This window comes from Mesorhizobium sp., from assembly GCF_005063415.1.
GTDB lineage: Bacteria > Pseudomonadota > Alphaproteobacteria > Rhizobiales > Rhizobiaceae > Mesorhizobium.
This window is the reverse complement of sequence record NZ_SUEG01000075.1, coordinates 1-20,978: the sequence shown is the minus strand read 5'-3', so window position 1 is coordinate 20,978 and position 20,978 is coordinate 1. Positions and strand designations below refer to the sequence as shown.

21 protein-coding genes and 2 pseudogenes are annotated in these 20,978 nt (G+C 61.9%); 14 read left to right on the top strand and 9 right to left on the bottom strand.

The genetic code is table 11. From position 1 onward, the window contains the following. Positions 1-164 precede the first annotated feature (164 nt). The 4 genes from E5W70_RS19510 (at position 165) to E5W70_RS19495 (ending at position 6,061) form a co-directional block, all read left to right on the top strand. Positions 165-1,352, top strand: a complete 1,188-nt coding sequence (locus E5W70_RS19510) for a magnesium transporter (protein WP_292661059.1) — start codon at positions 165-167, stop codon at positions 1,350-1,352. Between the two features lie 558 nt (positions 1,353-1,910). After that, positions 1,911-3,185: a tetratricopeptide repeat protein gene (locus E5W70_RS19505; protein WP_292661056.1), complete on the top strand. Its 1,275-nt coding sequence runs from the start codon at positions 1,911-1,913 to the stop codon at positions 3,183-3,185. 11 nt (positions 3,186-3,196) lie between these two features. After that, complete coding sequence (locus E5W70_RS19500; protein WP_292661052.1) at positions 3,197-4,012, top strand: FecR domain-containing protein; 816 nt, start codon at positions 3,197-3,199, stop codon at positions 4,010-4,012. 15 nt (positions 4,013-4,027) lie between these two features. Further along, complete coding sequence (locus tag E5W70_RS19495) at positions 4,028-6,061, top strand: adenylate/guanylate cyclase domain-containing protein (protein WP_292661048.1); 2,034 nt, start codon at positions 4,028-4,030, stop codon at positions 6,059-6,061. A 92-nt stretch (positions 6,062-6,153) separates the two neighbouring features. Here E5W70_RS19495 and E5W70_RS19490 read toward each other — a convergent pair whose 3' ends face one another. The 4 genes from E5W70_RS19490 to E5W70_RS19475 are packed head-to-tail and all read right to left on the bottom strand — an operon-like array spanning position 6,154 to position 8,780. After that, positions 6,154-6,945: a sugar isomerase domain-containing protein gene (locus E5W70_RS19490; RefSeq protein ID WP_292661045.1), complete on the bottom strand. Its 792-nt coding sequence runs from the start codon at positions 6,943-6,945 to the stop codon at positions 6,154-6,156. A 37-nt stretch (positions 6,946-6,982) separates the two neighbouring features. Continuing rightward, on the bottom strand, positions 6,983-7,753 hold the full coding sequence (locus tag E5W70_RS19485) for a GntR family transcriptional regulator (protein ID WP_292661043.1): 771 nt from the start codon (positions 7,751-7,753) through the stop codon (positions 6,983-6,985). Then, positions 7,750-8,625 carry an ROK family protein gene (locus E5W70_RS19480; protein ID WP_292661040.1) on the bottom strand — a complete coding sequence of 292 codons (876 nt, stop codon included), beginning with the start codon at positions 8,623-8,625 and terminating at the stop codon, positions 7,750-7,752. The genes E5W70_RS19485 and E5W70_RS19480 overlap by 4 nt, the downstream gene beginning before the upstream one ends. Next, the gene (locus E5W70_RS19475) at positions 8,622-8,780 is read right to left on the bottom strand and encodes a hypothetical protein (protein WP_292661038.1); all 159 of its coding nucleotides are present in this window, start codon (positions 8,778-8,780) and stop codon (positions 8,622-8,624) included. The genes E5W70_RS19480 and E5W70_RS19475 overlap by 4 nt, the downstream gene beginning before the upstream one ends. A gap of 293 nt (positions 8,781-9,073) precedes the next feature. On the opposite strand from E5W70_RS19475, the gene E5W70_RS19470 reads away from it, so the two are divergent. The 3 genes from E5W70_RS19470 to E5W70_RS19460 are packed head-to-tail and all read left to right on the top strand — an operon-like array spanning position 9,074 to position 12,169. Continuing rightward, complete coding sequence (locus E5W70_RS19470; RefSeq protein WP_292661035.1) at positions 9,074-10,366, top strand: extracellular solute-binding protein; 1,293 nt, start codon at positions 9,074-9,076, stop codon at positions 10,364-10,366. A 43-nt stretch (positions 10,367-10,409) separates the two neighbouring features. Continuing rightward, positions 10,410-11,300: a sugar ABC transporter permease gene (locus E5W70_RS19465; RefSeq protein WP_292661032.1), complete on the top strand. Its 891-nt coding sequence runs from the start codon at positions 10,410-10,412 to the stop codon at positions 11,298-11,300. Then, positions 11,297-12,169 (top strand): carbohydrate ABC transporter permease, encoded by an 873-nt coding sequence (locus E5W70_RS19460; protein ID WP_292661029.1) that lies wholly within the window; start codon positions 11,297-11,299, stop codon positions 12,167-12,169. The genes E5W70_RS19465 and E5W70_RS19460 overlap by 4 nt, the downstream gene beginning before the upstream one ends. Before the next feature lie 396 nt (positions 12,170-12,565). Here the strand turns inward: E5W70_RS19460 and E5W70_RS19455 are convergent. Next, positions 12,566-12,727 (bottom strand): annotated as a pseudogene (locus E5W70_RS19455) (transposase domain-containing protein); the annotation flags it as partial. 38 nt (positions 12,728-12,765) lie between these two features. Continuing rightward, positions 12,766-12,924: pseudogene (locus E5W70_RS19450) on the bottom strand (DUF982 domain-containing protein); the annotation flags it as partial. Positions 12,925-14,443: 1,519 nt separating this feature from the next. Between E5W70_RS19450 and E5W70_RS19445 the strand changes: the two are divergent. The 3 genes from E5W70_RS19445 (at position 14,444) to E5W70_RS19435 (ending at position 16,381) form a co-directional block, all read left to right on the top strand. Beyond that, entirely contained in the window at positions 14,444-14,869 is a 426-nt protein-coding gene (locus E5W70_RS19445) for a globin family protein (RefSeq protein ID WP_292661027.1), read from the top strand. A 573-nt stretch (positions 14,870-15,442) separates the two neighbouring features. Next, on the top strand, positions 15,443-15,706 hold the full coding sequence (locus E5W70_RS19440) for a hypothetical protein (protein WP_292661025.1): 264 nt from the start codon (positions 15,443-15,445) through the stop codon (positions 15,704-15,706). Between the two features lie 138 nt (positions 15,707-15,844). Continuing rightward, entirely contained in the window at positions 15,845-16,381 is a 537-nt protein-coding gene (locus tag E5W70_RS19435) for a GNAT family protein (protein ID WP_292661023.1), read from the top strand. Between the two features lie 284 nt (positions 16,382-16,665). On the opposite strand, the gene E5W70_RS19430 is transcribed toward E5W70_RS19435, so the two are convergent. Then, entirely contained in the window at positions 16,666-17,595 is a 930-nt protein-coding gene (locus E5W70_RS19430) for a hypothetical protein (protein ID WP_292661020.1), read from the bottom strand. A gap of 300 nt (positions 17,596-17,895) precedes the next feature. On the opposite strand from E5W70_RS19430, the gene E5W70_RS19425 reads away from it, so the two are divergent. From E5W70_RS19425 to E5W70_RS19415, 4 genes are all read left to right on the top strand, one after another. Continuing rightward, a complete protein-coding gene (locus E5W70_RS19425) occupies positions 17,896-18,138 on the top strand; it encodes a hypothetical protein (RefSeq protein ID WP_292661017.1) in 243 nt (80 codons plus the stop codon). A gap of 150 nt (positions 18,139-18,288) precedes the next feature. After that, complete coding sequence (locus E5W70_RS19420; RefSeq protein ID WP_292661015.1) at positions 18,289-18,456, top strand: hypothetical protein; 168 nt, start codon at positions 18,289-18,291, stop codon at positions 18,454-18,456. 490 nt (positions 18,457-18,946) lie between these two features. Continuing rightward, on the top strand, positions 18,947-19,285 hold the full coding sequence (locus tag E5W70_RS33150; protein WP_366509721.1) for a hypothetical protein: 339 nt from the start codon (positions 18,947-18,949) through the stop codon (positions 19,283-19,285). Next, positions 19,267-19,464, top strand: a complete 198-nt coding sequence (locus E5W70_RS19415; RefSeq protein WP_292661012.1) for a hypothetical protein — start codon at positions 19,267-19,269, stop codon at positions 19,462-19,464. Before E5W70_RS33150 ends, E5W70_RS19415 begins: the two co-directional genes overlap by 19 nt. Positions 19,465-19,893: 429 nt before the next feature. Here E5W70_RS19415 and E5W70_RS19410 read toward each other — a convergent pair whose 3' ends face one another. Together E5W70_RS19410 and E5W70_RS19405 are read right to left on the bottom strand one after the other, a co-directional pair. Then, a complete protein-coding gene (locus E5W70_RS19410) occupies positions 19,894-20,067 on the bottom strand; it encodes a hypothetical protein (RefSeq protein ID WP_292661009.1) in 174 nt (57 codons plus the stop codon). Between the two features lie 166 nt (positions 20,068-20,233). Next, positions 20,234-20,512 carry a DUF2285 domain-containing protein gene (locus tag E5W70_RS19405; protein ID WP_292661005.1) on the bottom strand — a complete coding sequence of 93 codons (279 nt, stop codon included), beginning with the start codon at positions 20,510-20,512 and terminating at the stop codon, positions 20,234-20,236. Between the last annotated feature and the right edge of the window lie 466 nt (positions 20,513-20,978).

Genomic DNA, 20,978 nt, shown 5'->3' with positions numbered 1-20,978 from the left:
GTATGCACCGCCGCAATGGCTCAGATCTGTCTAGGTTCGGTCCACTCGGCGCCCCGAGAGGCGAAGTTTTCCGGATCGAGGCGCTTGGGGACTGCGCACCAGGGCAGAGCGATCAGATTCGTGTCATACCGTCAAAGGCAAGACACTAGCAATCGGGGGAACAGATGAAGGAAGAGAACGACGTTGAGAAGCTGGTGCGCACGCTACGTGCTCGAGCACCTGATGACGCGGCGGTATTGCTGGCCCGAGAGTCTCCCGAGTTCATTCGGGACACACTAATGCTGTTGCCGGACCGGCACGCCCGTAAGGTGGCGGAGCATTTGCCGCCGCATATGCGGCCTGTCAAGCCTCATGGCGATGGCAAGGACCTCGCGATCCCCGAGTCGCTCGTCGAGCTGATGGACCCGATTCCCGCCAGCGTTCCTGTCGGCACGACGGTAGCCGCCGCAGTGGAGGCCGTCAGGCGCACCCAGGTGCCGACCGAGCTCACTTATCTCTACGTCACCGACCAGGGCGACAAACTGGTTGGCCTCGTGGTCCTGCGCGATCTGATGCTGAGCGAAGCGGACGCCAGGGTGGATCAGATCATGCTGCCAAAGCCGTTCGCCCTCCCCGTCGGTCTGTCCTTGAGCGACGCCTGCAAGGCTGCGGTACGCCGGCACTACCCTGTCTATCCAGTGGTGGACGCGGAGGACCGGCTGCTCGGGCAGGTCCGTGGCTGGCGCTTGTTCGAGCAGCAAATCATCGAGATTTCCGCCCAGTCTGGCCAGATGGTGGGTGTGCAGAAGGAGGAGCGTTCTTTTACGCCGCTGTTTTCAGCCTTCCTGAAGCGTCATCCGTGGCTGCAGCTCAACCTGCTGACGGCCTTCATGGCCGCTTTCGTGGTCAGCTCGTTCACAGGCACGATCGAGAAGATTGTCGCCCTGGCGGCATTCCTCCCGGTCTTGGCCGGGCAGAGCGGAAACACCGGCTGCCAGGCATTGGCTATGACGCTGCGTGGCCTTGCCCTGGGCGATGTGGACAAACGACCGAAACTGCACCTGGTGATGAGGGAGGGCGCGCTCGGGATCGCCAACGGCGTGCTTGTCGGTCTTGTCGCGGCTGCGGCCATGTGGTTCTACGCCTCGCGGCAACCGGAGTCGGCGGCCCAGGCGCCCATGCTGGCACTTGTCATCCTGCTCGCCATGTCCGGATCGTGCCTCATGTCCGGAATCTCCGGCGTGCTGATCCCGTTGGGCCTGCGGCGGGTCGGCGCCGATCCGGCCGTGGCTTCAGCGATCTTTCTTACCACCGTCACCGATATCGTAGGCATGGGCCTGATGCTGGGGCTCGCCACCATGCTCGTGCTGTAGTTTTGGCGTGTCCGCCGATGCGCGTCCTGCACAGGACGCGGTCGGCGGGATCACCACCGTGGGATTTGTGGGGCTTTGAACCGCCGTGACTGAGCAGGTTGCGATACAGACGGATTTTGCGCGCAATTTAACCGCAGGGATGGGCTTTCTGGCCCAGGAACTCACCGCGGGCGTGAAGCATTGCCCGCCAGCTCTCCGATCGCCTCCGCAATGCGACGGAAGACCTTCGGATAAGCCATATGTGACATCGATGGGTCAGGCAGCGACCAAATACGCGCAGAATCACGCGAACTATATTGATCTTGAAGAAAGCTAGATCCGCTATCGTGCGATGAGTTTTGTTAGTTTCTGTCGCGACCGAATATTTCGACCAATACAGCAACGCCGAGAAGATGTTTTGGCAACCAGCGCAGCCGAAATACGAATGAACCCGATAGTTTGTTGCGCGGCTGCAACAGCTGCTGAAAACTCGGGCGATTTCGTCAAAGTTCAGTCGCCTTTTTTCTTGTAGTCGTGCTAAGTCCTTCGCAGTGGTCGGGTTTGGGGTGGGTTCTCGGCATGCAATCTTCGTTTCGAACGATCGTCGGCTGCGCCGCGGCGCTGCTTTGTGGCGGCTTATTGCCGGCCGGCGCGCAGGGTCTTTTTTCGGCCTATGACGATGCTTTTTCAGCCCGCATCGCCAGTCCGGCCGACAACGGAACGCTCGCCCAGTTCGTCACGGTTGCCGTCAACGCCGGGCAGTACGATCAGGCGATCTCCTCAATCGAGCAGTATCTGATCAAATATCCCCGCGATGCGCGCGCCCGGCTGGCGGCGAGCCGGTTGTACTATCATGTCGGCTCCTATGAATTGGCTCGGCGGCAGGTGCAGTACGGCATCGAAGTCGGCGGCCTGACCGCAAGTGAGCAGCAGGAAGCTGTTCGCCTGCTCGCCCGCATCGAGCGCGCGCTGCGTGGCGTCACCTGGGAACTCGCCCTGACCGGCGGCGTGTTCAGCGCATTTACCGATTTTGAGCCGGGTGGGGCGCAGGACGACGACAGCTTCGTCTCGCCCTATGGGCGGGCGGAAGGCTTTGTCCGATGGGACCTCGGCACGCCAAGTGCCGACGCCCTCGTCCTTTCGGGGGCGTTGACGGCGACACAGCGTTTTTTCACGGAAGACCTGTCGGTTCCGGGTAGCGAGGAGACCTTCATCCACGGCAACGCCGCGATCACCTGGGACAAGGGGCTGCCCAACAGTGGGATCGATTCGCTGCGCCTGCTGCTTTCGGCCTTCACAGTTACGGATCGCTTCGAGAACGATATCCAGGAAACCGGCATCGGCGTCAGTGGGCGCTTCCTCGTTCGCCCGACGGTCGAGACGACGCTTTTTGCGGGCGGCGGCTACATTGATCTAAGCCCCTCGCAAGGCATATTCGCCGACAGCACGGTTTTCTATGAGGCAGGCGGCAGCTACCGCTTCCGCAATGGCCAGGCGCTCGGACTGCGCTTTGTCGGCTCGAATGACTTCGCCTCCGGATCTGGCGAAATCGGCCGCAGCTACACAGGCGAGGTCCGCTATGGCGGCTTGTTGATGAACGTACCGGATCTTTTCGCATGGTCGCACCAGGTCGCCTTCTCGGCCGGCCATAGCGACACGCCCGATCTGTCCATCGGCATCGGCTCAAGTATCAAGAGCGATTTCTGGCGCATTGCCTCGGAAAGCGATTTTCAGCTGACGGAGTCTCAGAAGATCAGCGTCGATCTCGCCTATCGCGAAACCAACTTCGACATCGCCAGCCGCGACCGAAAATCGTTCGAAATGCTCATGAGCTACACGTTGACGCTCAATTGAAAGAGGCCGCGATGAGGATCCCGTACCGTCAGATCGCCATTTTTGTCGCCTGCCTTGCCTTCGCGGCACCATCCGCCGCTGAAACGGTCGGGTCGATGACGGCCTACCAGACCAACATCGTCCGCAACAACGGCGGGACAATGAACGTCGGCGCCGGCGTCGAACTCGGCGACCAGCTGCGCAGCAATCCCACTGGTCTTGGAATGCTGGTGTTCCGGGACGAATCGAGCGCCAAGATTGGTCCGAACACCAGCCTGACAATCGATGAATTCGTCTACAATCCGGGCTCCGGATCGGGAAAGATCGACATCGGGATGAACAGCGGCCTGGCCCGTTTCTATGGCGGCCAGGTTTCGAAAGGCGGCGTCATGCAGGTTGCGACGCCGCACATGGTGCTCGGGGCCAGAGGCGGCATCATCGAAGTGCTGGTGGCAGCCGGCCAGACCGTGGGCATTCTGCGCGCCGGCCGCATGACCTGCACGATCAAGGGCAAACGGCTGGTCATCACAAACCCGGGCTACGCCTGCACGTCGGAAGACGGCAAGCTGCTGACCGGCTACGGCGGAATCGATACCTTCCCGATATTGGACAGCATCGACCGGATAGCCGGCACCGGCCTGCCAGGCGAACCGGGTCCGGGATTGGACGTAAGCGCGCTTTGTGCGTCGGCACTCGGTGGCTCGCTCAAAGTCTGCGATTCCACTGACGGCGCATTGCCAGGAGTGGTCATGGAGTTCCCCGACACCCCAACGCCGCCTGTGGGCGGCGGTGTGGATAAGGGTGGGTGTGAGGGAGAGGGTGAGAGTTGCTGCTACTACTGCAATTAAGCCCGGCGGCACGACATGAGCCTCTTGGTCGGTTGGCGCTGGGCTGATTGGCGGCAAGCTGGCCGGCGCAAAGTATCCGGTCTTGTGGTCGTGCTCCTGCTGCTCGGTTGCCATTTTGCCTTCGACGGGCCGCTGTCGCGCCTGCGCGAACGCACCTACGACTTCTATCAGTTTCTCGCCCCGCGCCTGGCGACGAGCAATCCCGTCGTGATCGTCTCGATAGACGATGCCAGCCTCAAGGCACATGGGCGATGGCCCTGGAACCGTGGCCTCTTGGCCGATCTGGTCGATGGCATCACCAAATCCGGCGCCACGGTGATCGGGCTTGCGCTGGTGCTGCCCGAGGCCGACGCATCGCCTGAGGGCATCGCCGGAGACAAGCGCCTGGCAACGGCGCTGTCGAAAAATCGAACGGCGCTTGCCGTCAGCCTGGGCAACGAGGCGACGGTTTCAGAAGCAGAGCCCAAAGCCGGCTGGTCGATCGTCGGGCAAGTACCCGACACACTTCCCGGCTTCACCGGCCTGACCGGCTCGCTTGCCGAATTCTCGAACGCCGCCGCGGGCCTCGGCGTAATTCGCACCTTGCCCGATCCCGACGGCGTACTGCGCCATGTGCCGCTGCTGTGGCTTCGCAATACCGCTCAAGGCGTGCAGCTGTGGCCGTCCTTCGCACTTGAGCTCCTGCGCCTTTACGCCGGGCAGGACGGCTACATAGCCCGGATGAATGCCGCCGGGTTTGACGCACTCAGGATGGCCGGCGCCATCGTGCCGCTCGAGCCGGAGGGGAGCATCCGCCTCTGGGAAACCGCCACCGATACGCCGCGCATATCTGCCAGCACTATCCTTTCGGGCGACATTGATCTGCGGCTGCGGGACGCCATCGCCATTGTCGATCTGTCGGCGGTGGGACTGACGCAGTACCTGCCCACCCCGACGCGTCCAGCGCGACCAGGCGCGGACATCCACGCCGATGCAATCGGCCAGTTGCTTGCCGGGCGCTACCTGGCAGAGCCAACGCACGCGCGTACGGTGGAGCGGCTCTGGTTTGTCCTCACTGCCGTCATTTTCATCGGGCTTTCCGGAGTGCTCGCCGGGCGGATCGTGCTTGGTGCCCTGGCTCTGGCGCTGCTGGCCGTCACGCCTTTCGTGTTCGGCGCTCTCGAATACAGCCTGCAGGGAGAACTCTATGACCCGCTGCAGCCGGCGCTTGCGACGATCCTGGTAGCCGGCTTCGAAGGCTATGCCCTCTACAGGCGCAGCGAGCAGCGCCGGTCCACCCTGGCACGGCAATTCTCCCAATATCTGTCGCCTTCCGTGGTGCAGCGCCTCGCAGGCTCGGACACCGAAGCGATCCTGTCCGGCGAGAAGCGCGAGATCACAATCCTGCTCAGCGACATACGCGGCTTCACGACGATGAGCGAACAACTCGATACCCAGGAAATCGCAAAGGTGGTCAACCACTTCCTCGGCATTGCGACCGATGAGATCCTCAAGCGTGATGGCACCATCGACAAGTTCATGGGTGATGCGGTACTCGCCTTCTGGAACGCGCCGCTTGATCAGCCGGATCATCGCGAGCGCGCGCTCGACGCGGGGCTTGCCCTGATCGAGCGGGTGAAGCGCGAAGACGCCGCCTTCATCGCGGACGGCCATCCGTCCATCCAAATCGGCGTCGCCATTGAGACCGGCATCTGCTCGGTAGGCAATTTCGGCTCCGAACGCCGCTTCGATTACACCGCGATCGGCTCGCCCGTGAACCGCACGGCACGGCTCGAGTCGACGACCAAGAAGCTGGGCATCCCCCTGGTGCTTGGTCCCGGCTTTGCGAAAGGAGCATCGATGCCGGTCGTCCAGGCGGGCGCCTTTGAGCTCCAGGGTTTCAAGGGCGAAGTGCCGGTTTTCACCGTTCCGGAGATGCACAAAGGTATGAGCCGCGAGAAAGCAGTTCAGAATGGCGAGCAATCTGGCGGCAACGTCGACCCAGCCATGGTGGACGGTTCACCGCTGTCCCCAAAAACAGCTCCTCCTGATCCTGCACCCCGAAACTGATCGGCTCCCGCGGATCGCGGGGTGCCGACCTGCCTCACGACCTGACTACCCGCTTCGTGAGGCTACACAAATTGCGTTGCCTCCCGCGTTTGTCATTCGCCGCGCATGGTCGCCTGGAACGTCGGCAGGTGCTTCTTCTGCGCCTCGAGCATTCTCTCGCGATAGACGCCATAGATGACGTCGGTGTCGTGCAGAGTGACGCCGGCAATTGTCGGCGAGGCGAAGACCGGCAGCTCGATGCCGCGTTTCGAAAGCGCCTCGGCGGTGCGGGCGATCAGCTCATGCGCCAGGATCATGGCAAGCACGGTCGACGAACCGGAGACCGGCCGGCTCCAGCCATCGACCGGCACGATGGCATCCTCGATCGGCGAGCAGGTGTCGATGACAAGGTCGGCGGCATCGGCAAGCCGCTTGCCAGAAGAGTGCGTCGCCGGCTTGTCGAGATTGTTCTTGCTGGTCACCGCAACAACGAAGATGCCGCGTTTTTTCGCGTAAAGTGCCGTATCGATGCCCGACGAATTGCGGCCGCTGTGACCGAAGATGATGATCGAATCGCCTTTGTTCAGCGGCTGGTGATCAAGGAATTTCTCGGCGTATTTCTCGGTCCGCTCCAGCCACAGAAGTTCGCGCACGCCACCCGCGCCGAGCACGTTATGCCACATGACACGCGGGTCGGTCAGCGGATTGAAGCCGACATAGCTGCCGTAGCGCGGAAACACTTCCTGAACGGGCAACACCGAGTGGCCCGAGCCGTAAAGATGAACCAGCCCACCGCTCTCGAGCGTGTCGGCAAAGCGGCTGGCCGCCTCGCCAAAGGCTTCGGCATTGGCTTTCGAGGCCTGTTCGATGAGGGCGGCAAGGCGAGGTATGTAAAGATCGGACACGTCGGTACTCCTGTTATGTGTCGGCTTCGGTAATGGCTCAGCTTCTTGCGTTTGGCGCGGCGCGACCGGCACGCAGCGTCGAGCGGATTTCATAGCGGTCGCCACGCATGACCGAGACGGTGAATTCGAATGGGCCACGCTCGTCGGTGGTGATGCGCTCGACCACGAAAGCGGGACTCCCCGCGGGCAGATCGAGCAACTCGGCATCGGCCGTTCCGACGGCGCCGACACGGTAATTTTCGCGCGCCGCGACCGGCACGATGCCGTAATGGCGCTCCAGCGCCTCGTAGAGCGAGCCCTGCAGCAGGCCGGCATCGAGAAAGCCGGGCACGCGCGCGGCCGAGAGCTGCGCCGTCTGAATACCGATCGGTTCGTTGTTGCCGAGCCTGAGCCGCCGGATCCGCACCACCGGGTCGCCCTCTTCGATCTCCAGCGCTCCGGCCGCGGCGGCATTGGCGGTGGTCAGGCTGCAGTCGAGCAAGCGAGAGCCGGCGACCACGCCCATATTGCCCATTTCCTGCGTGAAGCTGGTCAGTTCGCGGGTGCCGGCGACCAGCGTGGTGGAGCGCACGAAGGTGCCACGGCCGTGTTCGCGCCTGAGCAGCCCGTGCTCCTCCAGATTGCGCAGAGCGTGGCGCAGTGTGATGCGGCTCACCCCGAACAGGGCGCACAGTCTGTCTTCGGCCGGAATCTGGTCGCCGGTCGCCCACTCGCCGCTCTTGACGATGGCACGGATGGCCTCCTCCACCTGATACCAGAGCGGCTCGGGCCTTCGGCGGTCAGGTTGCTGAAAGCTCGGCTCGCTCATCTTATCTGCCTCCACTGTGCGCCAGCGAGGCCGGCCAGCGAGGCGCCGACGAGACCGGCGCGGGAGCCGAATTCGCCGGACCGCAGAACCACGTCGCGCAGATGCGGCGGCAGCTGACGCCGCAATGCCGAAAGCAGCGGCGGCCCTACCACGTCCAGCGCATCGGCAAGGCCGCCGGAAATCAGGATCGCTTGCGGATCGAGCAGCGCGACCGCACCCGCAAGGGCGGTGCCCAACCGGCGAGCCGGCAGCTCCAAGGCGTTAAGTGCGGCCGTCTTGCCAGCCCGGGCGGCCTCCACGAGCCTGCCGCCATTGGCCATCCTGATCTGGCGCGCCGCGGCGTCGAACGCTCGCCCGGAAGCGAGGCGCTCCAGCCAGCCGCTGCGGTCCTCGCCTTCATCCTCGATATCGGCGCAGGCCCAACCGAATGAGCAGGCGCCGCCACCTGCGCCGGCAACGATGCGATTATTGGCCAGAACGGCGGAGCCGATGCCGGTGCCGATCGCCAGCAGGATGGCATCGGACAGGTCTTTTGCGGTACCTTCGACCGCTTCGGCCAGCATGGCGATCTGCGCATCGTTGCCAATGGCAACAGGCAGACGAGGAAACAACGCCGCGACATCGATGCCGTCGAGATAGGGCAGGTTCGGAACCCAGCGGCAGACCGAGCCTTCGACAAGCCCCGGCACCGCCAGGCCGAGTGCCTCGACCGGGCCTGCCTCGGCGCGCAAGGCACCGACACGGGCGACGAAGGCATCAAGGCTTGCCGGCGCAGGCTCGCGGCTTAGCATCTCCAGCCCGCGAACATCGCCGGTATGGACTGCGGCGCGCAAATTGGTGCCGCCAAGATCGATGGCGAGAACGGGTGTCATCGAGAGCGGCTCCAATCGGCGGCCGCCCGGCCCTCGGTGCGCCAGCTCCCCAAGGCCATGGTACCGTCGGCTCTGGTCGGCAGCCCGATACAGATCCCGGTGCAGCGGGCGCCAAAGCCGCCGATCAGGCTGAGCGCAGCGCGTCGATGAATCATGCTCCCGTCTCCCATTCAACATCGGCGTCCGTGGCGGCTAAGTGTCATTATAACGACATGACTTCGATCGCAAGAGCCCTGCGGCACGTTTTGAGCATATCTGGCAGTGAGAAACAGCTCGAACTATTCAGATTAAGCATCTGCTTTTTACTATCTATCTTGCTAATTGTGGGTCAGATGAAGAAATCGTCCACAGCGTCGCCGGGAACGCTTCACGAAGATAGCGCTTGCATCGTTGCTTCAAGTTGTCATAACGTCATTCATATCGCTGTGCGGCTACGCGGAGGATCCGGATGTCTTTGGCTTGGGTTTCGAAACTGGCACTGGCGGCAGGGCTGCTGGCGTCGCCCACCATTGGTTGGGCGCAATCGGTCAACATCTCCTATCTGACCCACTGGTCGCCCGAAACGGTCGCTTTGCTGGACGCCGCGGCCAAGGACTACGCCAGGACCAATCCGGATGTGACCGTCACCGTTCGCGCCGTTCCCTTCGGTGACCTCCTGACGACACTGCGTTCCCAGGGCGGCAGTTCCGAGGGGCCCACGATCGGTGGCATCTACGATTTGTGGCTGCCCGAACTGGCGCGAGACAAGCTGGTCGCGCCGGCCCCCGACACGGTTGCCGGCGAGGTCAGGACTGGGTGGCCGGCTGGTGTCGTCAGCGCAGCCTCCGTTGGTGGCACGCTCTACGGCATTCCAAACGAGATCGACGTCTATGCGTTGAACTACAATAAGGAGCTGTTCAAGCAGGCGGGCATTACGGCCGCGCCGAAGACCTGGTCTGAATTGAAGAATGCGGCCCAGAAGCTGACCAGACAAGATGCCGGCCAGCAAGGTTTCGGCATGATCAATTCCTGGGCGGCGGGCGTCGTCCATCCCTTCGCCTCGCTGCTGGTCTCCAATGGCGGCGAGCTGGTCAAGGACGGCAAACCGATGCTCGACAGTCCTCAAGCCGGTGAGACTTTCCAGCTCTACGAGGATCTGATCAAGTCCGGCGCCAGCGATCCGGCGATGGCGACGGCCGACGCCAACACCACCGGTCCCTTCCTCGACAATTTCGTCTCCGGCAAGACCGGGATGATCATCATGGCCAACTGGTGGGAAAGCGCACTGAAGGGCGGCATGGGCGACAAGTTCTCCAATATCGCTACCGCACCCATCCCGGTCGGTCCAAGCGGCGACAAGCCGCACTCGATCTCCTATTCATGGATGACCGTCGTCAACGCCAATGCAGGTCAGGCCGAACAAAAAGTGGCATGGGATTTCCTGGCATGGCTGAACAGTCCGAAGTCCGGCAAGAATGGTGCTTCGGCAATGTCGGATATTCTGATGTCGATGGGCATCCTGCCGACGCGGACCTCCGACATCGAAGCCCATAAGGACAAGCTCGGTTCCGAGTTCCTGTCGGGCTATGTCAGCGTGCTTGCCGACGCCAAGCCCTTCCCTGTCGTCCCGGGAGGCCAGGAGTTCAGCGAATCGCTCCAGCAGACGCTCGAGGCGTTGCAGTATGGGCAGCTCTCGGCCAAGGATGCGCAGGCGAACGCGCAGGCCGATGCCGTCTCGATCCTGGAGCGTGCCGCCAAATAGCGAAGGCGCTGTTTCGAGAGCCCGACGCTTTGGAAGCAGAGCGATGATCAAGACCTATCGTGCCTCGGCGGGCATCATGCTGGCGCCCGCCGTGACGTTGATCGGCATTTTCATCCTGTTGCCGATGCTGCTCACCATCTGGCTGTCATTTCAGGACTGGTCGACGCAAACACCTTTTTCCAATGCGAGCTTCATTGGCTTCGACAATTTTCGCGAAATATTCGGGCCGACCTCGGTCGGGCGAGATTTCAAGCGAGCGCTGCTCAACACTGCCATTTACACGGCATTGTCGGTGATACTCATCCTGCCCCTTTCGGTAGCGTTGGGCTTGATGGTCTACCAGCGCGACGTCGCAGGCGGCACGGCGCTGCGGACAGTACTGTTTTCCACCTACATGGTGCCGATGATCGCCGTGACGCTGGTCTGGTCGAAACTCTATTCGCCGAGCGAAGGGCCGCTCAACCAGATGCTCGGCCTCGCCGGCATCGGCCCGCAACCCTGGCTCTCCTCGCCAAGATCGGCGTTGATCTCGATCGTCGTGCTCAATGTCTGGCAACAGATCGGCTATTTTACGGTGCTGGCCGTTGCCGGGCTGACCCAGATCCCGGGCAGTCTTTACGAAGCGGCGACTCTGGACGGCGCCAACCGGCGCGAACAGTTCCGCTTCATCACCTTGCCGCTATTACGCCGCACGCTCCTGTTCAGCGCCGTCATCGCCATCATCAACGCGGTGCAGGTGTTCGAGCCGGTTGCGCTGATCACCCAAGGTGGGCCGGTCGGCTCGACCAACGTGCTGACTTACCATATCCGCCGAGTAGGCATCGAGCGCGCGCAAGGCGGGCTGGGCTCGGCTATGGCAGTGATGCTGATGCTGGCGCTGGTCGTCGTTGTGTGCGCGCTGTTTGCATTTGCCAACCGTAAGGATGACGAATGAGCGCGCCGGGCCGCTCAGGATCGAGCCGGTTGGCGCGCAAACGCCTGGCGGGCCACAGAGCGCTGCTCGCCACGCTGATGCTGCTGGTTGCGGTGGCCTCGGCCTTTCCGCTGTTGTGGATGGTGCTCTCCAGCCTGAAGACGCCGGCCGAAACCATGCAGGTGCCGCCCGTGTGGATACCTCGCACGCCGAGCCTCGAAGCGTACGAGAACGTCTCCGGCGTCATCAATGTCGGCCGCTCGATGTGGAACTCGCTGGTGATCGCATCAATCACCACCGCCGGCATTCTGGTCACCAGCATGATGGCTGGCTATGCATTCGCCAAGCACAACTTTCCCGCCCGCTCGCTGCTGTTTTCGGTGCTGATCGCCACCATGTTCCTGCCGCCAATCGTCACGCTGATCCCGCTGTACCGTCTCGTCGGATCAATCGGCCTGAACGCCAGCCTTGCCGGCATTGTCGTTCCCAATCTCGCCAACGCATTCGGCATTTTCCTGATGCGCCAGTTCATCGCTGGCGTGCCGGACGATCTGATCGACGCCGCGCGGATGGATGGGGCGTCGGAACTTCTGATCCTGTTCAAGATCGTCGCGCCGAGCGTGGCGCCCGCTATTGCAGCACTGGCGCTGTTTGCCTTCGTCTATCACTGGAACAGCTATCTCTGGCCACTGACCGTTCTACAGGGCAATGCACAAGACTATCCTATCGTTATCAGTCTGAGCCGCCTGCTCAGCTACAACAGAGGCGCCCTCAATACGGGACTGGTGATGGCCGGCGCCACGCTTGCCGTGCTGCCGCCATTGGTGCTCTTCGTCTTCCTGCAACGCTTCTTCGTCGATTCAATCGTCGGCTCGGCGGTCAAGGGGTAGCATCGGCGGCAGGGCCGCCATGGTCCTGGCTATCATGGGGACGGGCAGAGAGCTACGCAGATATCGGTGTTGTGAAAGCTACCACCACCCAGAAGGGAGCTTGATGATGCTCACTATGGTCGTACGCATGTAATCATGCTCTTCACATGGAGGGAGATGTCATGGCACCTCCCACTGGGACGCCGAAGGAGGCTGGGGACCAACTTGAGCGCCTAACGGCGAAGCCGGTCATAGCACTCAGGTTTGAGCATGGGAGTGAACCAGCCGTGCGCCTAGCGGACTCGCTCGTCAGCATCGCGCCTCTGGTTCGTACCATCGTGATGAGCCGCCACGCGAAGCCATAAGCTCACTGATAGCGGCCCTGGTCCCGCGCGTGCGTCGTGCAGCTAAGGCCGTTCAGCGCAGGTAGTTCCATGGCGTAACGGCGCCGATATCGCTGTTTAGCCAGCCACTGGCGGTGCGCTCGAGGGCCTGGGTGGGCCAGGCGTGCGGGTCGACCTGATTCATCTTGGCGGTGGTCACAGACGTTTTCTAAGAAGCCCCTGTTCCGTTGCCGCCGCCTTGAAGGCACCAAATGCAGCATATTGGCTGCAATGGCCGGCCATGCATTCTTTGATCATCCGGATCGCTTTGAGCCGTCCTGGCTTGGCCGTATATGGCCATGGTTGTTCAAGCGCCTGAGCGGCGTCGGCTATCGTTTTGACCACCGTCGCGTTGCCATTAAGGTATATAGTAATCGGAATGAACGCTGGCATTCTTGTCGCTCCGCGCGTTTGGACGCGGCTAAACGCCAAGACACGGCAGAGGTTGCATTAACGAATACCGTTCCGATCACAACGGGCATGGAGGGCGATTGACTGGCCGGGCGCCCACGCTGCTTTGGCCAGCCGCAGCGTTCGTCAGCGCCAGATCGTGCCTGGTAGCTGTGATGCGGGGATGGGCCGAACTCGCCTGAGGCAAGGACGGCCTGCACCGTTGGGAGGCCGATGAGCTCCCTGTTGATGTTCCGATAGATTACTCATCATTCACTTGAATGATTATGTATAGAACCTCCTTTCTTGTTTATTGCGGCAGCAAGGGGTGCATGGACCAGGCCCTTTTATGTTTGGCATCTAAGATATGACAGACGGGCATTCTTGAAGACGGCGTACATATGCAACCTTGGTAACAGGCCCACCATTGTCGGTGCCGCCATAACAATCTCCTGAGGAAAATCCGCCTTGGTCTAGCGTGCTGCCTGGGGAAGCGTAAGGGGGATAGGTGGACCAGGCTGTTGGTACGGACGCCGTGCTGCTAGACAGGCTGTATTCTGCAATTCTTGGCGAAACGCCTTGGGGCAGTTGCTTGAGGATCTGGCCTCGATCCTACCAGGCGGGAAGGCGGTGCTGTTTTTCATGACGCCGGTCGATCCTCTGGCGCGTTCGTGCTCTCGTCGGGCTTCGATCCTTCTTCGCTGAAGGCATACAACGAGCAGTACGCAGCCCGAAACCCTGGATGCCCAAGGCCGCGGTTCGCCCGATCGGCATCGGGGTCCGGGCCGAGCGCATGTTGTCTCGCCAAGCGCTCGAGAAGAGCGAATTTCTGCGATTTCCTAAAGCCCCAACGACTGTAGACCGGAGTTGGGGTGACTGTCGTCCGAGATGCCGGAACGAACTTCCTCCTGAAGTTCCTGTGCGAAGACACGGACGACGGACACGCGGCAGATACCCTCACCCGTCAGGCGCCGCATCTGCGTCGCGCCTTCGGCTATCAAGCGTCATGCAGCTGAAGAGGCTGTCACGGGGTTGGCGAGTTCGATCCTCGACCTCACCGGCGTAGGCGTGCTCCTCGTCGACTCCGATATGCGGCGGATCACCAAAAATGCGGTCGCGGAACGCTTGCTCTCCGAAGCACATGGAATCGGCAGGCGATCCCGCTCTGTGCTCAATAGTCTGGCCGCTTCGGAGGCCGGACCGCATCGTTGCCGACGTGTTTGCGCGATCGCCAGAGGTTTGCGACAATCACCACCAAGGTCGCGACCTGGTGGGCGATGAAACTCGAGTGATGTGGGTTTAGAGGGCCGTTCGGGAATGTTTTCGCACATGCTTGGACAATTTGAACGGCTTCCGGACGGTAAGAACAGGGCCCCACGGCCGATTCCGAAAACGACTGGGCGTAAACTGAAGCCCGATTGAAACGCAACTGAAACACACCAACGCGACAGGCGACATCCAAGCGAAACGCTTTGCCGGGATGGTCGAGCCTCCCCAAGGCCAGCACGCAGGAGCGCAGCCGATGACACCCGATCAGATTCGACTTGTACAGGATAGTTTTCGCGAGGTCCTACCGATACGCACGACCGCCGCCGCTCTGTTTTATGAACGCCTCTTCGCAATTGATGGCGATCTTCGCGCACTATTTCCGGTGAGCGACATGACCAAGCAGGGGGCCAAGCTGATGGCGAGCCTTGGCTTCGTCGTACAAGGACTGAATCGTGCGGATACCATTCTCCCGACCCTGCGCGAACTCGCCAAACGTCACGTGACGTACGGGGTCAAGGAGCATCATTATCCGCTCGTCGGGCAAGCGCTCATCGACACGTTGGCGAGCGGCCTCGGCACGGCTTTCACCCCGGCGGTGCGGGAGGCTTGGGAAGCAGCCTACGGGTTGCTCGCGAATGTGATGATCGCGGCGGCCCGCGAGGATCAGCTCGCAGCTTGACTTGTAAGGATGCACCCCAATGCGGCCCTCCACCGGGGGCAATTTCCAAGAAGGCGAAAACAGGAACCGATTAATGGCCACCAAATCAGCTTAGGTCATTCTCGGCTGGCACCAGCGCAAGAACTGTGATCGATATACCGCGCCGGTTGGCCCCTTCGGCATCGCCCCGCTTCTCGAGGCGGCCGGATTAGTCTGGCTCACGCAGTGCTTCACGTTTGCTGCGGACGGGCGAAATCACCGCTGCAGTGATGCGCTCAATGGAGCTGCCCGACCAGCCGGGCATACTCTGCCTCCGGCTGCCCGGTCGGCAGCCGCGCAACAAAACGCGATACCATCGGAGATAATCGGCATCGGACCGAGCGACTTGTCGCGTCCAAGTTGGCAGAAGCTGAACTTCTCAGAAGCTGACAGACGAGACTTCTAGCAGCGGTCCGAAGACGCTACAGGAACCATGCGGCCCGGCACGCGCCGGCGGGGTAGTGCCAGCAAGGTACCGGGCCTGACCGGCGGGGCTAAGGGAGCGGCGCCGGCTAGTGAATATATGCGCTCGTGCTAATGTAACGAACCATCCGAATGAAGGAGCGCAAAGCCGCCGATGACGCCCGTGTCTACTGTGGGCTGGCCGGGAAAGCGCATCCCGTAGGCGCCGTCCATGCAATCGCCGCCCATGCCGGCCATGCCTTCGCGGGTCAGGTGGCGAAGCCCGCGCCCGTCGCGAGAGCAATGGCCGAGAGGCTGCGCGCCGACAACGACATTGCCGTGCCCAACGACGTGATGCTGAACCAGTTTGTCCCAGATTCGGCGCCCACCGCCCGAACGAGGAGGCCGGCCGGCTGATGCTGCAGATGATCGCCCGCTTGCAGGCTAAGGAATCTGCTTGGCCGTGGGTGTAAAATGGCGGGGCTGCTACTCGCGGCGTGGTCGGCGATAAGATAGGATGGACATGATAGGATCTAGCTCGGTTGGGAACCGACGATGCCATCGGCTGGAAAGCAGCAACTGAATGAACCAGGAGACGCGCCCGTTCCGGTGGCGCTTGTCCTGAACGGCCACTGGGGACGGTTGCGGCCGCTCGATGCAGTGACCGATGCCGTGCCGCTTTACGGCCTTTCCCATGACGATCAGACCCAGGCCACCTGGGTCGACATGAAAGTCGGCCCGTTTGCCAGTGAGCAAGCTTTCGCCGACCACGTCGCCGAACTCGTGGCCGACAAGAAGCGCGTTTTCTTCGCGGTCAGCACGGACGACGGTCTGCCGGTCGGCTGGCTCTGCCTAATGGAGGCCAGGCCCGCCCATCATGTGGTCGAACTGGGGTATGTGCTCTATACGCCACAGCTGCAGCGTACGCGGCTTGCCACCGAGTGGCTCTATCTCGTCATGGGCTACGTATTCGACGACCTTGGCTACCGTCGCCTTGAATGGACCTGTACCTCGACCAACCAACGCTCGCGCAAGGCGGCCGAGCGGTTGGGCTTCGTCTACGAAGGCCGCACCGGCAGGGCATGTTCCTGAAGGGCAAGGCATGCGACATCTGCATGTACTCGACTGCTGTCCAGCGAATGGCCGGCGCATCGCGCGGTCTTCGAGAGATGGCTCGACGCTGGCAATTTCGAGGACGGGCGGCAGCTCCAGTCGGTCGCCGAGGTCGGGGCCGGCCTAGGCCCCATTTGAGGAGAGTGGCAGCAATGTGCAAACCGACCTCGAACTAACCATGGTCGGCTAGCGACGCTGAGCGCCATGATCTCAGGGCAACGACCGCTTCACTCCTCACCGGCTTGGCAGGAGGGGGAAGTTTTTTAAGCCGGCTGGCGCAGCCACTGCCGGTCGAACGTCTCGAGGATGGCGTGGAACTCGGCCGTCGGGATCTGGCTGGCGCCGCCGTCACGGCTGTCTCCGATGAGGAATTGCGCGAGCTGCCGGTCGACCGCTTCCGGCCGTTCGATGATGAGGCCGAGCGCTGCCAGATCCTCGGCGATCGATCTGTCAGACGAGAGATATCCGCCCCATGCCTCGGGCGCCGGATCGCGCAAGCGGACGATCAGTATCCTGGTCAGCGAAGGCTGTGGCTCCGGGCCGATGATGGCACCGCCACACATATAGCCGCCGAGCACGCTTCCCGGTTGCGACTGCGGGAACAGGCAGAAGAAGAAATGGGCGTCGCCGTCGGTCTCCTTCAGATGCGCATAGAGGCCGCGTTTTGCCAGCGAGACCGGTCCGCTGATCAGCAGTTGCCCCGTTGGCAATATCTCGCGATAGGAGGCCGTCAGGCCGTGCCCCTCCGGCCCGGCTTTTATCGACAGACTGCCCCTGATCAGCTGGCCGCGATGATAGGGCGACAGAGCCTGCGAATAACACGCGTAGGCTCCAGCCAGGGCGGCGCCAACGCTTCGGTCCTCATGCGCGGACGCCTTGGGTGGCGCACCGGCGCGGCGCTCCAATTCGGCCTTGCCGATGCCGTGGCGGGCGCATATCGCCGCCGTGAAGGCCGGCAGGTCGCTCTCGGCAATCCAGACGCCAGGCTGCTCTAGGTCAAGAAGCCTCGACCAATCGTCATAGACGCTGAGCTCGCGCGGCTGCGCGCGACCCTGCAGCCATTTGTCGGCGCGGCCAAGATCGAACCCCGTTTTCGGGTTGATAGCCCGGAACGCCGCCGCGAGGTCCTTGCGCGTGACGGTTCCAAGCAGGGCCGACGTCAGCCGTAACTTCTGCGCGACATCCTGTGCCATCCGGCCGCCCCCCTGGCTAATCCACCATATGCATAACACGCGCCAGCAGTTGGCACCGTATTTTTCCACATACTAATGTTCTAGGAAATCCGCAGAATTCCATGCCGTTCCACGCGCTCGCCCTTTCCTGTCCGAGGGCTGACGCTAAGCTCGCGGAGGGTAAGGGCAGATCGTATACAACTCACACCATGTGAGCTTGAAATACCAATCCCCTTCCTCAGTCACTTCGAACGACCGCGAAGCCGAGCTCTCGGAACTAGCAAACGAGCGTAGACGCCTCTTTAAGGAAGGAAGAATACGATGTCCTGGACTGCTTCTCCCGCGACCCCCGTCATCGCACTTGCGGCCGGATGCGCCGCACTGGTGCTGATGCTGAACTTTGCCCCGACCGGAGAATTTCCGTCGCGGTACGTCAAGCCCGCTCCTGCGTCGCTGGCTGCCCAACCAACACGTATTGAAGTCGACGACAATGCGCATGCGATCCGCTTTTTTGTCGATGGAAAACAGGTCGCCCTGCTCGATTCAACCGGCTTCAAGGATTGAATCCACAGCTCGCCACCGGCGTCCTCCCGGCGGGCGGAGCATCTGGCAATGAAGTGTCCGGAGAGAGACCCCGCTATGAAGTTCGCGCTAGCTGTACTCTTAATCGTGCTCACACTGCCGCAAGCCGCGGAGGCAAAAACGAAAATCCCAGTGACGAAGGTCGCCGAGACGAAGGTAGCGACGAGCGAAAAGGCCCGGCCGCCGCTCGACAACAAACCGACGGGCGGCATCACCGCATCGCCAGGCGCGGCGGCGCGGCCGCCCGTCAAGGGCGAGTACAATCCGGTGTATCCGCCGGCGATCTATTTCAACTATTAGTCGGCCCCCGTTAAGTTAGAACGCCTTTCCTGCGCGCATCGTAGCGCGGGCATTTCCGGCCCTTCGAATGGCGCCGTGCGCCCGTCGGCCGTTTTGGCGTCGAAAGCGACGGGCACGCTGTGAATCACGCACGCTGCCGCCAATATCTCCTCCAACTCGTGATCGGTCGCCTTGCAAGCTGGCATGAGCGTCCGAAGCCGCAAATTGCCTGTACGATGGATAGGTAGCGGGGCTTACTACGATTGCCTTCATCAGAATTGTCTCCTCAGTCATTTGTCACGTGGCGATGGCCGGTAGATATGTCCGGCTCTGGTCATGAAACAGGACCAAGATTGGCGGGAATGATGGTACCATTGCGCCATAGCCGCTGTGCCCATCCATCTCGAGCGCGCCGCAAGGACGCCGCTGACGACGCAGATCTACCGGGTGGTCCGGGACGCCGTCGAGACTGGGCGGCTAGATCGGGAGCAAGCTTCCTTCCTGGCGTGACATGGCCGCTCAGCTCGGCGTCTCGCGCGGCACCGTACGCGTCGCGTACCAGCGCCTCATCGACCAGCAGTTCGCGGTCGGCGCCGGCGCGGCTGGCACTCGCGTCGCCGAGGGCCCGTTCTGGCGCTGTTTTGGCAGGAAGCGCATTGGTCATTCGGCCCATCGCGCGTTTGTTGCGGCTGCAATGACGGCCGGGCCATATTGGCAGCGCTCATCACTGATAGAGGAACTGCGACACCCCGTTTCGCCCGACATCAGGGAACGATATCGGCCCCCATGTGTTAGAAATCCATGGGCACTATGGGACCCCAAGGCCACGGGATGGCAGCCGATATTTTGACATCGGAAGTTGCCACTGCCAGGCAGCGCATCCGCCGGACCGAGCTCGCGCTTAAACGCACTGAAGAAATGCTGGCCGAGAATCTCGCGCTGTCCAGTAGGATACGAACTGCGGTCGAGGCCGCAGACCGCTTGGTGAAGATCGATCCCCTCAGCGTTGAAGGACGTGGCGCGGGTTGAACTGGGCCGGCGTTTCATTCGTCGCGACCTTCAGGCCACCGGCGCCATCACTCTCGCTCTAGAACTGTGCCAGCCAAGTCGACCGTCTGGGCTGCACGCTTGCGAACAGCCGGAACCAACGGCGACCACAAGCGGTTTACCAATCGAAGGGACCGCAATGGATTCGGAATAATGGAACTTTTGGATATGGAACTGGCGAGAGCCCGACAGCGGCTTAACCGGGCCGAGCGCTCCCTCGAACGTGCAAATGAAATGCTGGATGAAGGCTGCGGTGTCGGCATCAATATCGCGCTGTGCAGCAGGATCCGGGCTGCGCAACGACGCGTGACCGAGGCGAGATTGCGGTTGACGAAGATCGAGCCTGGTCAGCCTGGCCGCACGGACCAGCTCACAAGGTTTGAGCCTATTGGCCGATAGCCGCACAGCGATCTAGCGGCAGAGCGAGGTCTGGCGCATGCGGAATGCGGCGTGGGCTGAACCGGTCTGCAGCTCTTGCGCATGGCGATCGAGCTGACCTGCCCGGCCGGCGTGCTGCCGAGCGAGGAGGCCTATCGCGACGACATAGGCTCTTGCGGAATGCAAGCCGACGTCGATGGAGAGCATTATCGAGATTTTCCCGGCCGCCAGACTGTCAAGCGCAATGCTAAAGGCAGCCGAGTCGATCAAGACCGGCAGAGGGCTCATCGAAGCGGAGCGGAAACGTTGAGCGCGTTATGGACACAGCATGTAATTCACAGCCGTTGCGGTGAACTTTCGCCAGGTCCTGGCTTCAGTGCGGCGCTCCACCGGAAAGAAGATATCGATAGCCGTTCGTGGTCATCCAATACGCGCGCGCTAGATGCGTCTGCCAGGCTGTGAGGGCCCGTTCCGGCTCCTTGTCGGGGTCCATGTGCAGAACGATCCTGGAAACCTCCCTCCAATCGGCACCTTCCGCCGACGCATCAAGCAGGCGAATATAGGTAAGCAGGCGCTGTTCGTCGTAGCCGGTCAGGACTGAAGATGTCGGCGCCTCGTCGGCAACGTCGGGGTCTGGTAACGGCTTGAGCATGGCCCGCGAGAAAAACGCACCCGTGGCAGAAAAGCTCGCCGCACCTTCGGCGCGAAAGCGATCAAATTGCGCTCGGTCTTATCGCCACTTGAGTGGCACCACCTGCGAGTCTTGCCCACGGTAGCTCCCATCTTGTTTGGAGACAGACCTCGCGCACGAGATCCTGCAGCTGCCCAAACGGCGCCCGTCCGCCCAGAGGGCGAAGCGCCATGGAATAGCGGGCATGCGGCCGCGCCATTCTTTTTCGGAAACCGGTGAAACATTTCTCGTGGACAGCAGTTCTGGAACCAGACGATTTGAACGACACCGGTCCGACACAGGAGGAGCGCGGGAACACCGAAGTAGAATGAGCTGGCGGCATTTCTGACGGATCTTTGAGGGGCTCCCTCAAAGTCTTGTAGAGTAAGGTAGATGAAAATAGCCCAGATCGCGCCGCTAACCGAATCCGTGCCGCCCCGAACCTACG